The organism is Paraburkholderia bryophila (assembly GCF_003269035.1).
Classification (GTDB): domain Bacteria; phylum Pseudomonadota; class Gammaproteobacteria; order Burkholderiales; family Burkholderiaceae; genus Paraburkholderia; species Paraburkholderia bryophila.
The window spans coordinates 1-18,540 of sequence record NZ_QLTK01000016.1 but is presented as its reverse complement, the minus strand read 5'-3'; the positions used below and the strand labels follow the sequence as shown (position 1 = coordinate 18,540).

At 61.1% G+C, this 18,540-nt stretch carries 18 protein-coding genes; 9 read left to right on the top strand and 9 right to left on the bottom strand.

The window, feature by feature from the left end; translation table 11 throughout:
- Window positions 1-140 precede the first annotated feature (140 nt).
- On the bottom strand, window positions 141-962 hold the full coding sequence (locus tag BX591_RS21665; protein ID WP_111933365.1) for a Cof-type HAD-IIB family hydrolase: 822 nt from the start codon (window positions 960-962) through the stop codon (window positions 141-143).
- A 295-nt stretch (window positions 963-1,257) separates the two neighbouring features.
- A complete protein-coding gene (locus BX591_RS21660; RefSeq protein WP_111933364.1) occupies window positions 1,258-2,139 on the bottom strand; it encodes a glucosamine kinase nucleotide-binding domain-containing protein in 882 nt (293 codons plus the stop codon).
- 140 nt (window positions 2,140-2,279) lie between these two features.
- On the opposite strand from BX591_RS21660, the gene BX591_RS21655 reads away from it, so the two are divergent.
- Window positions 2,280-2,876 (top strand): DNA-3-methyladenine glycosylase I, encoded by a 597-nt coding sequence (locus BX591_RS21655; RefSeq protein WP_111933363.1) that lies wholly within the window; start codon window positions 2,280-2,282, stop codon window positions 2,874-2,876.
- Window positions 2,877-3,015: 139 nt separating this feature from the next.
- Window positions 3,016-3,441: a hypothetical protein gene (locus BX591_RS21650; protein WP_111933362.1), complete on the top strand. Its 426-nt coding sequence runs from the start codon at window positions 3,016-3,018 to the stop codon at window positions 3,439-3,441.
- A gap of 120 nt (window positions 3,442-3,561) precedes the next feature.
- On the opposite strand, the gene rpsU is transcribed toward BX591_RS21650, so the two are convergent.
- Together rpsU and BX591_RS21640 are read right to left on the bottom strand one after the other, a co-directional pair.
- Complete coding sequence (gene rpsU / locus BX591_RS21645; protein WP_006050883.1) at window positions 3,562-3,774, bottom strand: 30S ribosomal protein S21; 213 nt, start codon at window positions 3,772-3,774, stop codon at window positions 3,562-3,564.
- 359 nt (window positions 3,775-4,133) lie between these two features.
- Window positions 4,134-5,075: an aldo/keto reductase gene (locus BX591_RS21640; RefSeq protein ID WP_111933361.1), complete on the bottom strand. Its 942-nt coding sequence runs from the start codon at window positions 5,073-5,075 to the stop codon at window positions 4,134-4,136.
- A 267-nt stretch (window positions 5,076-5,342) separates the two neighbouring features.
- On the opposite strand from BX591_RS21640, the gene BX591_RS21635 reads away from it, so the two are divergent.
- From BX591_RS21635 to BX591_RS21610, 6 genes are all read left to right on the top strand, one after another.
- Window positions 5,343-6,491: a flagellin gene (locus BX591_RS21635; RefSeq protein WP_111933360.1), complete on the top strand. Its 1,149-nt coding sequence runs from the start codon at window positions 5,343-5,345 to the stop codon at window positions 6,489-6,491.
- A 160-nt stretch (window positions 6,492-6,651) separates the two neighbouring features.
- Complete coding sequence (gene fliD, locus BX591_RS21630; protein WP_111933359.1) at window positions 6,652-8,157, top strand: flagellar filament capping protein FliD; 1,506 nt, start codon at window positions 6,652-6,654, stop codon at window positions 8,155-8,157.
- 27 nt (window positions 8,158-8,184) lie between these two features.
- Window positions 8,185-8,484 (top strand): flagellar protein FliT, encoded by a 300-nt coding sequence (fliT, locus tag BX591_RS21625; RefSeq protein ID WP_111933358.1) that lies wholly within the window; start codon window positions 8,185-8,187, stop codon window positions 8,482-8,484.
- Window positions 8,485-8,761: 277 nt separating this feature from the next.
- Entirely contained in the window at window positions 8,762-11,119 is a 2,358-nt protein-coding gene (locus tag BX591_RS21620) for a tetratricopeptide repeat protein (RefSeq protein ID WP_111933357.1), read from the top strand.
- 20 nt (window positions 11,120-11,139) lie between these two features.
- Window positions 11,140-12,288, top strand: a complete 1,149-nt coding sequence (vioA, locus tag BX591_RS21615) for a dTDP-4-amino-4,6-dideoxy-D-glucose aminotransferase VioA (protein ID WP_111933356.1) — start codon at window positions 11,140-11,142, stop codon at window positions 12,286-12,288.
- A gap of 31 nt (window positions 12,289-12,319) precedes the next feature.
- Window positions 12,320-12,988 carry an acetyltransferase gene (locus BX591_RS21610; RefSeq protein WP_111933355.1) on the top strand — a complete coding sequence of 223 codons (669 nt, stop codon included), beginning with the start codon at window positions 12,320-12,322 and terminating at the stop codon, window positions 12,986-12,988.
- A 70-nt stretch (window positions 12,989-13,058) separates the two neighbouring features.
- Here BX591_RS21610 and BX591_RS21605 read toward each other — a convergent pair whose 3' ends face one another.
- Window positions 13,059-13,790, bottom strand: coding sequence for an LbetaH domain-containing protein (locus tag BX591_RS21605; RefSeq protein WP_111933354.1), 732 nt, complete (start codon window positions 13,788-13,790; stop codon window positions 13,059-13,061).
- 299 nt (window positions 13,791-14,089) lie between these two features.
- Here BX591_RS21605 and BX591_RS21600 point away from each other — a divergent pair, with 299 nt between their 5' ends.
- A complete protein-coding gene (locus BX591_RS21600) occupies window positions 14,090-15,178 on the top strand; it encodes an HAD family hydrolase (RefSeq protein ID WP_111933353.1) in 1,089 nt (362 codons plus the stop codon).
- 99 nt (window positions 15,179-15,277) lie between these two features.
- On the opposite strand, the gene BX591_RS21595 is transcribed toward BX591_RS21600, so the two are convergent.
- The 4 genes from BX591_RS21595 to BX591_RS36985 form a co-directional block, all read right to left on the bottom strand.
- On the bottom strand, window positions 15,278-15,895 hold the full coding sequence (locus BX591_RS21595; RefSeq protein WP_244147088.1) for an outer membrane protein: 618 nt from the start codon (window positions 15,893-15,895) through the stop codon (window positions 15,278-15,280).
- A gap of 483 nt (window positions 15,896-16,378) precedes the next feature.
- Window positions 16,379-16,666 carry a PAAR domain-containing protein gene (locus BX591_RS21590; protein WP_111933351.1) on the bottom strand — a complete coding sequence of 96 codons (288 nt, stop codon included), beginning with the start codon at window positions 16,664-16,666 and terminating at the stop codon, window positions 16,379-16,381.
- A gap of 132 nt (window positions 16,667-16,798) precedes the next feature.
- A complete protein-coding gene (locus BX591_RS21585; RefSeq protein WP_146749808.1) occupies window positions 16,799-17,260 on the bottom strand; it encodes a hypothetical protein in 462 nt (153 codons plus the stop codon).
- A 38-nt stretch (window positions 17,261-17,298) separates the two neighbouring features.
- Entirely contained in the window at window positions 17,299-17,811 is a 513-nt protein-coding gene (locus BX591_RS36985) for a CHAP domain-containing protein (RefSeq protein WP_244147087.1), read from the bottom strand.
- Between the last annotated feature and the right edge of the window lie 729 nt (window positions 17,812-18,540).

Below are 18,540 nucleotides of genomic sequence, written 5' to 3'. Positions count from 1 at the left end.
TCGGAACAGTAACGCTGACGGCTGACGCGCGCCACGACGCGCTGGGTGATTGGGTGTGCGCCGCTTTTTTTCAAATGGCGGCTTGCGTCGCAAACCGGCCCGCTTCCACCGAACTGGAACCGGGCCGGTTTCATTTCAGCTCAGGACATCAGCTCGTCGTCGAGCGAGAACAGCTTGCGCAGATGATGCGCCACGCCGGCCTCGAAATTGTTGCCGATGCGCGGCACGTTCGGCAGGCGCGTGATGAGATCCGGGTTGGCGTTGTTCATCATGAACGGATGGCCCGCCGTTTCCAGCAGGTCGATGTCGTTCATGTTGTCGCCGAACGCTACACACTCTGCCGCATTGACGCCGAGGCGCCCGAGCACGATCTGCAACGCTCGCCCTTTGGATACGTTCGATGTCATCACCTCCAGACAATCCGGCAGCGAATACGTGACATACAACGCGTCGCCGAATTCGCGCTCGAGGTTCGTTGCGACTTGCGCGAGATCGGCAGGTTCGCCGATGTAGAGAGCCTTCGCGATATCCGCGCCGTTGTGTTTCGGCAGATCGGTCACTTTGTAGGTGAAGCCGGAATCCTGATGGAATTTCAACAGATCCGGCGCGTCGCGGTCGATCAACCACGCTTGATCGGCGAACAGGTTGACGATGACGCGGCCGTGTTCGCCGACGATCTCCGGCAGCACCAGACGTTGCACGATCGCCGGCGGGAGGTCGTCGGCGTGAATCACCGTGTTGTCCGGCGCGTGAATGCGCGCGCCGTTCGATGTAATCAGATACGGGCTGATGCCCAGCACGTCGCGAATGCCGGCGACATCGCAGTAGTGGCGGCCGCTTGCGATCACGAAGTGCAGCCCGTCACTTTCCAGCTTGCGCACGGTGGCGACCGTGAACGGGTCTACCTGATGATCTGCGTTGAGCAGCGTGCCGTCGAGATCCGTGGCAATGACTTTGTACATGGTGTGAGCAACCGGGCAGCGTCGAAGCTGGGTATTTTACCGGTGCCTGACGACGTCGCGGCTGCGGCGTTCGCTGGGGGCGAGCGAAACGTGGTCGGTGAGTTCAGCTAGTGCGCTCGGTTGGCCTGTTTGCCTGTTTGCCTGTTTGCCTGTTTGCCTGTTTGCCTGTTTGCCTGTTTGCCTGTTTGCCTGTTTGCCTGTTTGCCTGTTTGCCTGTTTGCCTGTTTGCCTGTTTGCCTGTTTGCCTGTTTGCCTGCTCAGCAGCGTACTCGGCCGGCGCGCTCACCCAGCCGACTCAGCCAGCAATTCGCTCGGCTTCGCGCTGCGCCAGTTGCAATCCACCATGCGCAGAGTCGGCCAGCGGTTCGCGCAACCTTGACTGACAGGCCAGCGGCACGTAATCGCGCAAGGGCGCGCCCAAACCGCCGCACAAGGCAACGGGCAAGCTTGCCGAGGAATCCAGCGCCGCGATCATCTTGCCCACCTCCACCCCGGCCTCCCCGAGCAAACGCGCCGCGAACGGATGCGCACGATGCGCGATGACGATCGGCGCGAGCCTCGCATAAGCGGTCTGATTAGCCTCGCAAAGCCAGACGACCAGGCTATCCCGGTCATGCGCGCCGGTGTGGGCGAGCAGCGCGTGCGCGAGATCGTCGCGGGGGACACGTCCGTCGAGCGATTGTTGCGCATGCACGATGGCGCGCAGGCCGAGCCACGCACCGCTCGCTTCGTCACCCGACGGATAGCCGAAGCCGCCAATGATCCGGCATTCGCCGTCGCCGTCGAGCGCAGCCGCGACGCTGCCGGTGCCCAACGCGACGATTACGCCATGCGCGCCGCCGTGCGCTCCCAGTAGTGTGGTGTAGGCGTCGCTTTCCACCGCAAGCCCTGCAACAGCGGGCGCCTGTGCGCGAAACGCGGCTAGCCATTCGCGATTATTGACCCCCGCCAAACCACAACCCAGCACGCAGCGCGACCAGTCCAGCGCGACCCCGGCGCTCGCGAATGCCTCACCGCAACCGGCCGCGATGGATTGCCACGCGCGCTCGACGCCCAGCCCCAGACCCGACGGCCCGCTTGCCGCCTGTGCCAGTTCACGGCCGGACGCGTCGCCGAGCACCACACGCGTGCCGCTACCGCCGCCGTCCACGCCGATCAGAAAGAGGTCTTGGTTCATCGAATTGAAAGAGTTCGGAAAGTGAATATCGCGTAGCGTGGCAGGTCCGTTTCAATCGCGCAATCGGCCGAATGGCCTGCTTGCACTGCGTGAGGCTTCGGCTATGCTGGCGGGCGATATGACTACGCGGGAGCGCGACCGTGACACAGCGATGCAACTGGGCGTCGAGCGAATCGCTCGCACACTATCACGACACCGAATGGGGCGTGCCCTCGCGCGACGACCAGCACCTGTTCGAGATGCTGGTGCTGGAAGGCGCTCAGGCGGGCCTGTCGTGGTCGACGATTCTCAACAAACGGGCCGGTTACCGCCGCGCTTTCGCCAACTTCGACATCGACAAGGTTGCCCGCTTTACGCCGAAGCACGTGGACGCGCTGGTCACGGACGAAAGCATCGTGCGCCATCGCGGCAAAATCGAAGCAGCGATCATCAATGCACGCGCCGTGCAGCAGATCCAGAGCGAGCACGGCTCGCTGGCGAACTTCGTGTGGTCGTTCGTCGACCAGACGCCGATCCAGAACGATTGGGCGTCGTATAAGCAGGCACCGGCATCGACCGAAGTGTCGGACGCGCTCAGCAAAGCGCTCAAAGGCTACGGCTGCAAGTTCGTCGGAACGACAATCTGCTATGCGTTCATGCAGGCGGTCGGCATGGTGAACGACCACGAGACGAACTGCATGTGCCGGGCGCGATGCGCGGCGCTGGGCAAGAAGGGGCGCAACCGCAAGGCGGGTTGACACGACCCGCGCCCCAAATCCGCGAATTGAGGGCCTTTCGCCTTGCTAGTCGGGGCTTCGTTAATCGGTGCGCGCCCGATACTGATCGTCATGCGCACTAACAACGAATAACCGCTGCGTAACGCGTGGGAGACCAACCATGAAAACGCTTAGCTTCCTGACGCATCAGGAGATTTTCGATCAGGCCGTGAGTCATCTGCTCGGCCAGAAGCGCGCCGCACTGCTGCCGCGCGGCGGCGGCGCCTACCGCGGCTATTGCGGCGGCTGCCCGGTCGGCAGCTTCATCAAGCCGCTCGACTACGTGAGCGCGATGGAGGGCATTCCCGTGCGCTACATCGGCAAAACACCCGTGCAAGTGCCGGCTTACATGGACGTCGGCATCTCGGCGCTCAAGAAGGCGCTGTTTCGCGCGCGCCTCAACGTCTACGACCCAACCACCGTCGACCTGCTCAGTTGCCTGCAGAACGTCCACGACGTGTTCGGCACGTGGGAATGGCACGAACGATTGGGGTCGATTGCCCTCCAATTCAGCCTGTCCGCCGAGCGACTGAAAAGCGCCGCTTGATCTCACCGCAACTCGCCTTAAACCACCGTCTAAAGCAGTCAAAAGGCCCCAAAAAGCAAAACGGCGATGTGGCTTCTTTCGAAGCTCACACCGCCGTTCGGCCGTGCTAAAAAAGCGTGCTTAGTGCAGCTTTTTCGGCAGCATCTGGCTGCGCAGGCGCTTGTGCAGGCGCTTCACAGCAGCAGCCTTCTTGCGCTTACGTGCCGTTGTCGGCTTTTCGTACGATTGGCGCTCACGCAGTTCAGCGATCAGGCCATTCTTTTCGATTGCGCGACGAAAGCGGCGAATCGCCACTTCGAACGGCTCGTTTTCCTTCAGAAGAATCGTCGTCATGTAATTCCTAACTCAATCACTTGATACGGGTTAATTTGCGTGGCGGGAAACCGCTCACGCGCCGGCCCTCCGGTCGTTTCGATTCATGGCCAGTAACAGGCAAACGCGGGCAGAACCCGGCCAAACCACGAATGAAACGAGAGGCAAAGCGGCCACGGAGGCCGGAAAAGAGAGGTGGGGAGTTCACCGCCGAACGCGGACAGACGTGATACAAAAAACCGCGTCTGTTGCCGTTTCGCCAACCTTTCATCAATAGAAAACACTGACGAAACAGGCAAAGATCTCAATTCACTCCCGATGATATCAGGAAACTCTCCATCCTACCAGGGGTTTAGCGATTGCGCCAGGCCATCCGCGCGTCACGCGCTCGCCTCGTCCAGTTCGCGGATATCGGCGCCGGTGAGCATCAAATGGACGGCGGCCGCAAGACTTTTGAGCTGCTCGACCGAGGTCGCGCTGGCAATCGGCGCCGTCACGCTGGGCCGCGCGATCAACCACGCCAGCGCGACGGTGGCCGGCGTACTGCCGTGCTGGTCGGCGACCCGGTCGAGCGCGCCGAGAATCCGCATGCCCCGTTCGTTCAGATACCTTTCGACGCGGCCACCGCGCACCTTGTTCGCCAGATCCGCCGTCGAGCGGTACTTGCCGGACAGAAAACCGCTCGCAAGGCTGTAGTACACCACCACACCGAGCTGGTTGGCCAGTGCCACCGGTTCGATGTCGCGCTCATACGCGGCGCGATCATACAGGTTGTACTCGGGCTGCAGCAGTTGATATTCGGGCAGTCCGTGCTGCCGGGAGACGGCCAGCGCCGCCTCGATCCGCGCGCCGCCATAGTTCGAAGCGCCGATCACCCGCACCTTGCCAGCCTCGATCAGCTTCTGATAAGCACCGAGTGTTTCGGCGAGCGGCGTGGCTGCGTCGTCGTCGTGGGAAAAATAGATGTCGATGTAATCCGTTTGCAGGCGTCGCAGCGAATCGTCGACCGCCGCCTGAATGTTGGCCGCCGACAACCCCAAGCGCTGCGGATGCTTCGAGACCTTGCTCGCCAGCACGATCCGGTCGCGCTTGCCGCTCCGGCGGAACCACTTACCGATGATGCTCTCGGACTCGCCGCCCTGGTTGCCCGGCACCCACGCCGAGTAGACGTCGGCGGTATCGATGAAGTCGAGACCGGCGTCGACGAACGCATCCAGAATGGAAAACGAGGTCGCTTCATCCGCGGTCCAGCCGAAAACATTGCCGCCAAACATAAGCGGTGAGACCTGCAATTCGGATCTTCCAACCTTGCGTTTCTGCATGATTTCTCCCGATTTTGTTACAAGATAAAACGAGAATACGCCGCCTTTCCCATCCCTGCAGTGAGCCCGCCAAGCCAGTCAGCAAGCGCCTCCCAGCGATTCGACGCGGTATCGCGACGGCAAAACAATTGGGAAGACATTGAACAAAGTGCCTCAAGTTTTTTTTAGGGGCGCCGTCAACCTTCACTGAGGCGGCCAGCAATGAACGAGTGCTTCCGCCGATGCCAACGTGGCGTATTGGGCTCAAGGCTTATTTAGGAGATTTTCATGCTCGGAATCAATAGCAACATCAACTCGCTGGTTGCACAGCAAAACCTTAATGGCTCGCAAAGCGCCCTCTCGCAAGCCATCACGCGTCTGTCTTCGGGCAAGCGCATCAACAGCGCGGCCGACGACGCAGCAGGTCTGGCGATCTCGACGCGTATGCAAACGCAGATCAACGGTCTGAATCAAGGCGTGTCGAACGCCAACGACGGCGTGTCGATGATTCAAACCGCGTCGAGCGCACTGTCGTCGCTGACGTCCAGCCTGCAACGTATTCGTCAGCTGGCTGTGCAGGCATCGACCGGCACGCTGTCGTCGAGCGACCAGGCCGCACTGCAACAGGAAGTTTCGGCACAGATCTCGGAAGTGAACCGTATCGCGTCGCAAACGACGTACAACGGCACGAACATTCTGGACGGCTCGGCAGGTAACGTGACGTTCCAGGTCGGCGCGAACGTTGGCCAGACCATCAGCCTGAACCTGAGCCAGTCGATGTCGGCAGCGAAGATCGGTGGCGGCCTGGTGCAAACGGGTCAAACCGTCGGCACGGTGTCGGTCAGCGTCGACAACACGGGTACGTACACGTCGGCAGCGAGCCCGGCCATCACGGCCATCAACGTGTTGTCGGACGGCAAGGGCGGCTATACCTTCACCGACCAGAACAACCAGGCAATCGCGCAAACCGTCGCAGCAGCCGTGTTCGGCTCGGGCGCAACGGCCGGTACGGGTACGCAAGGTACGGCTCTGGCACTCCAGGCCGCAGCAACGACGACGGCAGGCGCAGGTTCGGCAGCTCAGGCTTCGGCAGTGGCGCAGATCAACGCGATCAACAGCCCGCCGACGGTCTCGAACCTGAACATCAGCACGGTGACGGGCGCGAACGAAGCGATGGTCTCGATCGACAACGCTCTGCAAACGGTCAACAACCTGCAGGCATCGCTGGGCGCCGCGCAAAACCGTTTCACGGCCATCGCCACGTCGCAGCAAGCTGAGTCGACCGACCTGTCGTCGGCACAGTCGCAAATCACGGACGCCAACTTCGCACAAGAAACGGCGAACCTGAGCAAGGCGCAAGTGCTGCAACAAGCGGGTATCTCGGTGTTGGCGCAAGCTAACTCGAACCCGCAGCAAGTTCTGAAGCTCCTGCAATAAGAGCTGACGTAGTACCGGCTGCGCGCCGCGCTATCAAGAGACGGCGCGCAGCCGGGTTTCAAGCAACGGGAGGCATGCCTCCCGATGTGCATTTGCAACACTCGATGCTGTAGCATCCCGCACCACCTAATTCAGATTCCTAGACGCCTGGAGCCTCTGCATGTCCTCGATCTCAACCACGTCTTCTACAGCGAGCGCCAACGCTGCGCTGCAGTCGGCCGCTCAGTCGATCATCAGCGGCTCGACAGGCAATTCGTCGATGGACGTGTCGTCGCTCGTCACGGCGCTCGTGAACGCCAAAACCGCGGGGCAAGCCGCCGCGCTGTCGGCGCAACAAACCAGCGACAACACCAAACTGTCCGCGTACGGCGCACTGAGCGCTGCACTGAGCGCGCTGCAATCCGGTATTGCCGGTCTGGCGAGCGGTTCGACGTTGTCCACGTTCACCGCTACCGCCACCGGCACCGGCCTCGCCGCGACGGCCGGCAAGGGCGCCGTGGCCGGCAGCTACACGGTCGCCGTGCAACAGATCGCCGGTTCGCAGGCGTTGTCGTCGGCGGCGTTCGGCGCGACCACGCAGCTCGGCACGGGCACGTTGACGATCGGGCTCGGCAGCCAATCGGTGAACGTCAATATCGACAGCACCAATAACACGCTGTCCGGCATTGCGGCCGCGATCAACGGCGCCAGCGGTAACCCCGGCGTCACGGCTACCGTGGTGACCGGCACGGACGGCGCTCACCTCGTGCTGCGCTCGGCGAACAGCGGCGCGGCCAACGTGATCAACGTGACGACCAACGTCACGAGCGACAACGGCCTGTCGAGCCTCGGCGTGACGTCGACGGCCAGCACCACCGGCGGCCAGTCCACCATTACCTCGGCGAATACGAGCAGCGCCTGGTCGCAAAGCACCTCCGCGCAGGACGCGGAGTTCACGATCAACGGCATCGCCGCGACGAACGCCAGCAACTCGGTGACGAGCGCCATTTCGGGTGTCACGCTGAATCTGTCGGCGGCGGCCGTCGGCACGTCGCAGACGCTGAACGTGACGCCGGACACGACGGCGGAAAGCAGCGCAATCAACACCTTCGTGAGCCTGTACAACACCGTCGTCACGACGATGGCCACGCTCACCTCGTATAACTCGTCGGCATCGTCGCAAGGCCCGCTGCTGGGCGACTCGACGCTGCTGACCATCCAGAACGCGCTGGCCTCGGTGGTCGGCGGCGCGGTCGGCTCGGGCAGCACCGGCACCACGCTGGCGTCGATCGGTATCACGCTAAAAGACGATCCGGCGGACGGCACCCTGGTGGTCGACAGCTCGACGCTGACCACCGCGCTGACAGCCAACCCCGCGACCGTCGCTTCGCTGTTCAACTCGACCAACGGCATCGCCGCGCAGTTGAACAACGACATCACGACGTTCACGCAGACCGGTGGCATCATCGACACCCAGAACACCGGGCTGAACACCGATCTGAAGAGCGTCGCCACGCAGCAAAGCGCGCTCGCCGATTACACTGCGCAGTTGACGAGCCAGTATCAGGCGCAGTTCACGGCGCTGAATACCTTGATGGCGAGTGCCAACAGCAATTCGCAGTACCTGACCGCGTTGTTCGGCGGCGCCAACAGCGCCGGTGCACTGGCCAGCGCCAACAACACGTAACCGCCGAGCCTGCCGGAGGCGCTCAAGATGAACCAGACGGAATTAGTAGAACGCCTGTTGGCAATGACGCGCGAAATCGCCCAGGCGGCGTCGTTGGCCGATTGGCCGGAAGCGGCTCGCCTGATCGAAGCGCGTTCGCCGCTGCTGATGTCGCTAGTCGCGGAGCAGGAACCGGCCGCGCTGGAGAAGATCCGCCAGATCCAGGCCATGGATGCAGCGCTGCTCGCGGATGCCGAAACGACACAAAACGAACTGCATATCGAGTTCGAAGCGGCCATGGGACGCGCCAAGGCAGCCGGCGAGTATCAGCGCATGGCGCGCATGTAAGCAGACTGACCGCGGAACCTGCAAGCCACCGCGGTGCCGCGAGGCAAGCGGACGCCGACGTCAGGTTCCCGCGCACACCCCGACAATAAGAACTACGCGTCGAAGTGAGACGCGCTCGTTCCCTCAGCCCGCCGCGTGCGGGCTTTTTTCTGGCATTTCACGCCCGCACGCCCCTGCCCATACGCTAAACAGGCGGCGTTTTCACCGTCATCTCCGCGCATCGGAAACCCCGTGCCCGTCGCACAATTTCCGTCATAGACCATTCCGCGCCGAGACCATGACGCTCCTTCACGACCAGCCGACCGCTGAACCCTTGACGCCCGAGCAACAGCTCGAGCAAGACATCGCGCTGGTTTTGCAGACCGCATTGGCGCATCACCACAAGGCCGAGTTAGACGACGCCGAGGCGCTGTATCTCGCGATCCTCGACGCCATGCCGGGCCACGTCGACGTGCAGTACAACCTCGGCGTGCTGTACGTGCAGCGCAACCGTCCTGCCGACGCTCTGCCGCACCTGGAAGCTGCGCTCGGCGGCGCGCCGAACAACGGCCAATTCTGGGTGGCCTATATCAGCGCCCTGATCGATTCGGACCAGATCCAGGCGGCCTGGATGGCGCTGGAAATGGGCCAGCAAAGGGGCTTGAAGGGACCGGCCGTCGACGGACTGATCACGCGCATGGCGCACGGCGGTGCCCGCTACGCCACCGCTGCGGTCGCACCGGTCGTCGTCTCGCCGGAACCGGCGCCCGCAGAGATCGTTTCGACAGACCTCAACGCGACAGACACCGCCGAAGCCGCGCCCGCAACGCTCGATACGCGCCGCCCCACTCCGCAAGAAATTACCCGCTTCAACACGCTCTTCGCCAAGGGCCACATTCCGGACGCCATCAAACTCGCCCGGAGCATGACGGAACGGTGTCCGTCGAACGGCCTCGCGTGGCGCTGCCTCGGTATCGCGCTTCATCGGGCCGGCCGCTACGCGGACTCGCTACAGCCTCTGAAAAACGCCGTTGCGTTCGGCAGCGACGATTCCGAAGTGCGTAAGGCACTGGCCGATTTGCTGCGCCTGCTGGGTATGCATGCCGAAGCGGAAGTCGAGTGCCGGAAATTGCTCGAACTGCATCCGGACCACTCGGAAGGCCATCGTATTCTCGGCATGGTGCTCTCCGGCCTCGGCCGCGCTCGCGAAGGGGTCGCCGAGTGCCGTCGCGCCACCGAACTGACGCCTGACTACGCGGAGTCCCACAGCACGCTGGGCGTCGTGTTACTCGACATCGGCGCCACCGAGGAGGCCGAGCAATGCTTTCGCCGCGCGCTCGAACTCGATCCCAAGAATTCGCCGACGCGCAGCAATCTGCTCTTCGCCATCGCGCACAACCCGGAAATCTCCCCCGAGCAGATCTACGCCGAGCATCGCGAATTTGCGCGGATTCATGAAGCCTCGCTGCGCTTGCAGAAAGTGCGTCACGCGAATAGCCGCTCGCCCGGCCGCCCGCTGAAAGTGGGCATCGTTTCCGGCGACTTGTTCCGTCACGCCGTCGCGTCGTACCTGATGCCGATCATCGAGCCGCTCGCGAAAGACAAGAGCCTGTCGCTCCATGTCTACTACAACCACGTGCATGACGACGACTACACGCACTGGCTGACCAGCCAGGTCGACCAGTGGACCCGCACGGCCGGCATCTCGGACGAGCAATTCATCGAGAAAGTTCGCGCCGACAAGATCGACATTCTGATCGACCTGAGCGGGCACACCGGCCGCAATCGGCTGCAGGCGTTCGCGCGTAAGCCCGCACCGATTCAGGTGAGCTGGATCGGCTATCCGGCGACGACCGGTCTCGACGCGATGGATTATTACCTCAGCGACCGCTTCTTCACGCCGTTCGGCGAGATGGAAAAGCAGTTCTCCGAGAAGCTGGTCCACCTGGCTTCCATCGGGCCGTTCCTGCCGGACCGCAATGCACCGCCGGTCAACATCCTGCCGGCAATGCATAACGGCTACATCACGTTCGGCAGTTTCAACCGGCTGAACAAGTTGCGTCCCGACGTGATCGCCGTGTGGGCACGGTTGCTTCGCGAGTTGCCCACGTCGCGCATGGTGCTCGGTTCGATGAACGGCGACGAAGGCGACGAGAACCTCATCAGCTGGTTCGTCAACGAAGGCATTTCGCGGGACCGTTTGACGTTCCGTCCGCGCTCGCGCGTCGAGGTCTACCTGCAACAGCACTTTCAGGTCGACATCTGTCTGGACACGTTCCCGTATACCGGTTCCACGACGGTTCTGAACTCGTTGTGGATGGGTGTGCCCACGCTGACGATCGCCGGCAAGACGATGGCGAGCCGGGCCGCCACGGCATGGCTGTCGCATTCGGGTCTCGACGCTTTCGCGGCCGAAGACGCGGACGACTTCGTCGCCAAGGGTGTCAAGCTGGCCTCGGACATCCCCGCGCTGGCGAGCATTCGCACCGGCTTGCGCGAGCGCTGCATGCAGTCGGCGCCGTTCCGGCCGGAGCTTGTCGCGCAAAGCCTCTCGCGCGCGTTTCACACGATGTGGCAGCGCTGGAGCGACGGCCTCGCTCCAGCCGCCTTCAGTACGGACGAGCCGCAAACCGTGCTCGCCCGTCACCCGGACTAAAAAACAGCAGCGAGGAAACTATGGGCTCTAGCGCTCCTCTTCGTGCGATCGCGTCGCTGGACGACGAACGCATTTACGTCACCCAGCCGCATCTGCCGCCGCTGGACGAGTTCCTCCCGTACCTCGAAAAGATCTGGACCAGCAAGATCCTGACGAACGGTGGGCCATTTCATCAGCAGCTCGAAAAGGCGCTCTGCGAATATCTCGGCGTCGAGCACCTCGCGCTCTTTACCAACGGCACGCTGGCCCTCGTTACCGCGCTGCAGGCGCTGCGCATCAACGGCGAAGTCATTACGACGCCGTATTCGTTTGCCGCCACCGCTCACTCGTTGCTGTGGAACGGCATCAAGCCGGTCTTCGTGGATGTCGATCCGGATACGCTCAATCTCGATCCGCAGAAGATCGAAGCCGCCATCACGCCGCAAACGACCGCGATCATGCCGGTGCACTGCTATGGTCATCCGTGCGACGTGAAGGCCATCCAGAAGATTGCCGACAACTACAACCTCAAGGTCATTTACGACGCCGCGCATGCGTTCGGCGTGCAGACCGAAGACGGCAGCGTGCTCAAACACGGCGATCTGTCAATCGTCAGTTTTCATGCAACCAAGGTCTTCAACACGTTCGAAGGCGGCGCGATCATCTGCCCGGATGCCAAGACGAAACAGCGCATCGACCATCTGAAGAACTTCGGTTTCGTGGATGAAGTGACGGTCGTGGCAGCCGGCATCAACGGCAAGATGAGCGAGATCAACGCCGCGTTCGGGCTTCTGCAATTGCAGCACGTCGACAAGGCGCTCGCCAAACGCCGGGCGATCGACGCGCATTACCGCGCGCTGCTGGCCGACGTGCCGGGCATTCGCTGCCTGCAGGACGCCGGCGAAAAAGTCGCGAACTACGCTTACTTTCCCGTCCAGGTGGAAGACAGTTTTCCGATCAGCCGCGACGCGCTGTATGAGCGACTGAAGGAACACGACATCTTTGCGCGCCGCTACTTCTATCCGCTGATTTCCGAATTTCCGATGTATCGTGGGCTACCATCGGCACATAACGACAACCTGGCGGTAGCCAGCGCCGCGTCGAAACGAATTTTGTGCCTGCCGATTTTTCCGGATCTCAGCCCGGTACAGGTTGAACGCATTGTGAGCATCGTAGCCAGCGTCAACTGAAAGCGGCCGGCCTGCAACTGGAACGCATTCAATGCAAAACATCGTGCTCGTGGGGTCGTCCGGCCATGCGAAAGTGGTTATCGATATCGTCGAACGGCAGGCGCGCTACCGGATCGTCGGGCTTATCGACGCATTTCGGAAAGTCGGCGAAACGACCCTCGGTTATGCCGTTCTCGGCAGTGAGTCCGATCTCCCGGCGCTTGCCGCTGAACATGATCTGAAGGGCGTCATCGTCGCGATCGGCGATAACAGCGTGCGCGCGAAAGTGACGGCCAGAGTGGCCGATATTTGTGCGTCATTGCCATTGCCGTTCGTCAGCGCGGTGCATCCGTCCGCCAGTATCGGCAAGGAAACGACTATCGGCGCGGGTACGGTTGTGATGGCAGGCGCGGTGATCAATCCGGCCTGTCGCATTGGACGCGGGTGCATCGTCAATACCCGAGCCTCGCTCGATCACGACAGCGTGATGGGGGATTATTCGAGTCTCGCGCCGGGCGTGACGACCGGCGGAAATTGCCATATCGGCAGCCACGCCGCAGTGAGCATCGGCGCTGTCCTGCGTCATGGCATCGCGATCGGCGAGCACAGCGTGGTGGGCGCGGGGTCGCTCGTGCTCAGCGCCGTGGAAGCTTTCTCGATTGCCTACGGCTCCCCGGCGAAGAAAGTTCGCGATCGCCAACCCGGCGACAAATACCTCTAGCCTTTGCCGCTCAAAGCGGCTGCGCCGGTCGCAAGAGCGCGCCAGCGACGGCACGCTCCTTGCCGACCCGTCAGGCGTTCGCCGCGGCCCGCAATTCAAGCCACGCTTTCTTCGCGCGCAGCAACTCGGTCAGTATTTCGATCGACTGCCCCTCGTCCGCCGTCAGGTCGGCCAGAAAGTGGCTGTTATTTTGACGGAGCCACAGCCCGGGCATGTCCCACCAGGCCAGTTCAACCAGCAACTCGCGGATTTTCTCGGTGAAGCGGAACCGCACGAGGCGTGCCGGGGAGCCGACGTAGATCCCGTACGGCTCGCTTTTGAAATTAGCCGGCACGAGCGTTCTTGCGCCGATCACGCAACCGTTTTCAACGGTGGAGCCGCCATGGAACATCGCCTCGTCACCGATCCACACGTCGTTACGGATCACGGTGTCGCCGTATTGTGGCGGAGGAGAATTCCGCATGCCGTCGCCGCCGTACACGCTCAGCATCGACGTCGAAATGGTCCGCATGTCGTGCTGCCCGTTCAGCAGGAATTTCAGCTTCAGGCCGCCGGCGACGAATTTTCCGATCACCAGCTTCTGAAACTCGCCGTCGTATTTGGCAATTGAACCAACGCCAATGCCCGAGCCCTTGCCGATCACGAAGGTGCCAACAGTGGCTTCCTCATCCATCCAGTTGCGAAAGAAGTTGTTCGGGATCGTCGAGATCGCTCCGTCGGCATAGCCCAGCACAATGAAGGCTTTCGACAAGAAGTGGGTGGCCTGGACGCCGGTAAAGTCGTCGGATGTGGTGACGTTCATGGTGCTCCGAAAGGGGTCGTTAACCTCACGCCGCCTGCCCGTCCCAAGCCTGCGGGACGCAATGGCGACAATGGCTCACAAACGAGCATATCGATCGGCGAGCGGAAGCACTCGGTCGAACAGGGCCCGATATCGCTACCACTTCAATGCATCACGCGCGCTGATGGATTGCCGCCGCGCGCGGCGTTTTGACCAGCCATCTTCGTCTGCGCCGCAACAATAGGGGCTGCAACAATGGCCGCGCCCCATTAGACTGACGCTCCCTTCAAGTTAGCCGCACGTCTTTCGATGAGGAATTCATGATCCGCACGATGCACCGGTACTGCATTGCCCTTGCCGTCGTAGTTCTTTCCGCCTGTTCCGTCACGCCGCGTCACGACGTGAGCGAATCGCCGGCCGGCGCATTGACGGCTGCGTCGCTGGCGTCATGGAACGACTCCGCGACCAAACGCTCGATCGTCGATTTCGTTCAACTGGTGACCACGCCCGAATCCAAGGATTTCATCCCGCGTGCGGATCGGATTGCCGTATTCGATAACGATGGCACGCTGTGGCCGGAGCAACCCGCATCGGTGCAACTGGTGTTCGCGTTGCAACGCGTGAAGACGGTGGCCGGCAAGCATCCAGAATGGAAGCGTCAGGAGCCGTTCCGCTCGATTCTCAAAGGCAATCTAAAAAGCATAGCGGCGAGCGGCGATACGGGTTCGATGCGTGTGTTGGCCGCAGCGCATGCCGGCATGACCAGCGATCAGTTCGCCGCGCTCGTGCACGAATGGTTCGACTCCGCGAGCGACCCGCGCTTCAACCGGTTGTATGCGGATCTCGCGTATCAACCCATGCTCGAATTGCTCGCGTATCTGCGCGCCAACGGCTTTAAGACTTACCTGGTGACCGGCAGCGACGTCGAGTTCGTACGTGACCTGGCGCAGCGTGTGTATGGCATTCCGCCGGAGCAGGTGATTGGCAGCACCGTTAAATACCGCTATGCGCAAACAAACGGGGCGGTTTCGTTGACCCGGCTTGCGCAGGTCGACAATCTGGTCGACGGTTCGGCTAAACCGCTCGCGGTTGATCGCGTGATCGGGCGGCGTCCGGTGATCGCGTTCGGCAACTCCGACGGCGACGTGCCGATGCTGGAATGGACTTCGGCCGGCGACGGGCCGCGGCTGGCGGCGCTCGTGCATCACACGGATGCGGAGCGGGAGTACGCGTACGATCGCACGTCGAAAAGCGGCAAGCTCGATAAGGGTTTGGATGAAGCTGCGACGAAGGGTTGGCTGGTTGTGGATATGAAGGGGGATTGGAAGACGGTTTTTAAGCCGGATGCGACGGCGAGTGGGGCGGCGGCGGGTGGGGCTCCGACTGCAACTCCAGCTCCGGCGAATTAAGCGCGAGCTGGCGGCGAATAGGGCAAAGGCCGCTTTTGAAGCGGCCTTTGCGGTTGGGTTGCGGCGCGTGGGACGGTACGCCAGCGTCGTTCAGTGCGGTCAGTTGAAGTGATACTGAACGCCGATGGTGAAGCTGTTGTTCTTTCGTTTGGTGCCGTCACGGTTGCTGGAGTCAGTCGTCCATTCGCCCACCGCACTCACCTGCTTCGAGAATTTATATTCGAGGCCCAAACCCCAATGCAGACGCGTGTCCGGTTCATCTCCCGTGAAGCCAACGCGTGCGTAGGGCATCCATTGATTGAACGGCATGCCGATTTTGGCGTCGATCCCGGCATCTTTAAATGTGGCCGAGCCATGATGCAGATCGGTGAAAATTTCCGCACCCACGACAAAACGGTCGACGTCGAAGTTATATCCGGCGGTGAAACCCGGGAAAACGGTGGTATGCGAACTCTTATAGATATTGCCGGAAGCGTCCGAGGTGTTAACGCCTAGTTTGAAACCCAGATAAGGCCCAGCAAACTGGCTTGCGACTGGGCTTGGCGCGGCAGCCTGGGTAAGCTGCGATAATAAAACGATCGATGTGGTTAAAACCAGCCTGGTTATTTTATGCATGTCCTGCGAGGAAAAACATTGGCATGCGAATGAGTCCGCAATATCCATATTGATAAGTACGGAGACGCCGATGGGATGGCAACTCTGGGAATGGCCATGCATGCATTATGCAAAGCGCATGGCCGACGCATACTAATCAAGTGGATAGCGTGGCGGAATGAGAAGATTCCTCAAACAGAGGATTCTTAGTCTGCTTTAGTCTTTTTCAGACAAAAAATCACGGATTTTGGTGGTGGTTTTGTCAAGGCGGGGGGAGCGGTGACCAAACGAGCTCCTCACCCCACGTCCGAAGCTGTGCTACCAATCAACGTACAACTGCACTCGGTAAGGTGCCCATGCAGCGCCACCCCAGACTTTGTCAAAACTTGCGCCACCAGCGAAATTAGTCCGCGACTTAATCCGTCGGTTGAGCGCTCGTGTTCCTAACGCCCTACGAAATAAGTCGAGCACTTAGCCCAGCCTACACGGCTGGGCTAAGTGCTTTCTGAATTCCATCTAGGCACAGTGTAGGCGTTTTGGGTCTCCATCAATCAAGTCGATCTACGTCAATCGCAGGCCACTAGCATCTGTGATGCGTTGACGTGCTCACCCCTCGACCGACATTGACAGTTGCGAAGCAACGAGTTTCGGCGGTGGATGACACTTGCAGACGCAAAGGTCGCCGCTCAATGCCGCCTGCCGGCCATCGGGCGAGTTCATCGAATGACGTGGGGCGTCGCACCTGATTTTGCCGGTCGTATGACACGAGGCACATTGCACGTCGTCACCCTCATGGGCAATCTCGCGGCTTTCGAACTGGATCGAAGTCGGCGTCGCAACGACTGTTCCGCTCGCGGTGGTCTTATCGCCGTTGAGTATCAGATATCGTGTCATCCGCAAGCGAAGCCTGTTTGATCTAAAAATGATGCCGGATCTACGAAAGAGTTCGGCAGGCCGGCGTCGAACTGTCGTCCATTCACGTCGAGGCAACAGCAGACCAGTTGCTCACGCCCTTGCATTCCAGGCTCATCCTTTCCGGGCCTTCCAGTCATAGAAATCCCAACCCACGCCAGGTTTTTCGATGCATCCGCCAACGTGAGCATTTTCGATATCAACGCCAGCGTATCTCGGCCGCTGCGCCGTATCCATTGTAATAGTCACTTGACCGTTTGCCCCGTTGTCCTTGAATACGTTGATATCGATGGCTTCGCCGTCAGGCAGGAACGTGGAGTCGTCCCCCGCCTCGTCCTTCGTGGCGTAGAACTTTGCCACGCCGGATATCGCAGACTTGCACGTTTTCGAGGCCAGGTTGATTTGATAAGAAACAATCCGCTTGCCCGCTGAATCCTTACCCACGTCCTTCAACATGATCGTCGCCGAATAGGGCACGTCATGCGATGTCAGCGCGACACCACCGTCGCTGGCCCACGACGGCAGCACGAACATCGAAACAAATAAAGCACAACCCGCTGTTTTTAGCAATTTCACGTCCACTCCCAGATCGCACAAATCTTCAACACCTGCCGTTACCGAGTCGATGCCTCTGACATCTGAGGTCCACCATGCTCCATCAATTTGAGGTCGTAATCGTCGTCGCTCTCCGTGTAATCCGACGGAAATCGATACGCGACCACCCAACTCTCGGGAAGCGAACTATAAGTGACGGCATGCCCGGTCCCCTGATTTCCCCCCAAGGTCGCAATTCTCGGCTGACCGTGTGCCGGGGGAGCCTTGCCGTTAACAAAAGTCACGTGATGGCCGCCGGTAGGGAACCGTATGACAGCCACCGCGCCATAGGCGGGCTTATTGCCTCGCGTTGACTTTCCCCATCGTGCCAGATTGGCCGACCACGCATCGTTGTTCCCATCATAGCCCACGCGTTTCAGGCACCAGTTCACGAACGCCGCACAGTAGGCATCGCGATTCGGATTCGCGTGCACATCGGAAGTCGCGCCGAAGTAATCGCGAATGTGTTCGGTGGAAACGACCCCACCGCCACGCTTAATGCCCAGTTGATATTCGCTGTCCGCCACAGCCATCCACGGTGCGTGGTGGGTACTTAGCGCTTCAGTTGTAGGGTGATCGCCCGCATCCCGTGATCGGATGGCGTGGACCGTGGGCGTGGGAGCGGGAGCAGAGACGTGCATGGCTGGCGGCGCCGCACTCGCGCTCCCTGAATTGGGGTTTGCATGCGCGGACGGGGCTGATCCCGAAGCCCCCAGTGTCGTCGGTACCGAACGAGAAGCCTGTGATCCACTCGCAGATGTCCGCGCCGTTGCGCTTGTCGCTACCGCCGCAGCACCCGGCATAGCAGCAGCCCGCGAAGCCCCACTCACATGCGGCTTCGGCACAACCAGCACCTGCTGCGGATAGAGGAAATACGGTGATGCAATACCGTTCAGATGCGCCAGTGTTCTATAGTTCGTTGAGTGCTTCTTTGCAATCTTGCCCAGCGTATCCCCTTTCTGCACGACATAGGTCTGCGTCCCCGCGTGCGACGAGGTCCGCGCACTGTGCATATCATGAGTCGGGGCAGGCGTGGGAGCGTCGGTAGAAGCCGGCTCGGAAGGATGGCTGGCCCCCGCGTGAGCAGGCGGCGGCTGATGTAATTCGGTCGCCGACGGTACGACAATGGTCGGCGCAACAACAGTAATCGCCGTAGCGGGTGTGGTCGGACCTATCCGTGATTTTGTGGGCGAGGCATATCATGAAGGATGAATATCATGGATATGCCGATCATGAAAAAGAAACGTACTGTGGCCTCTCAG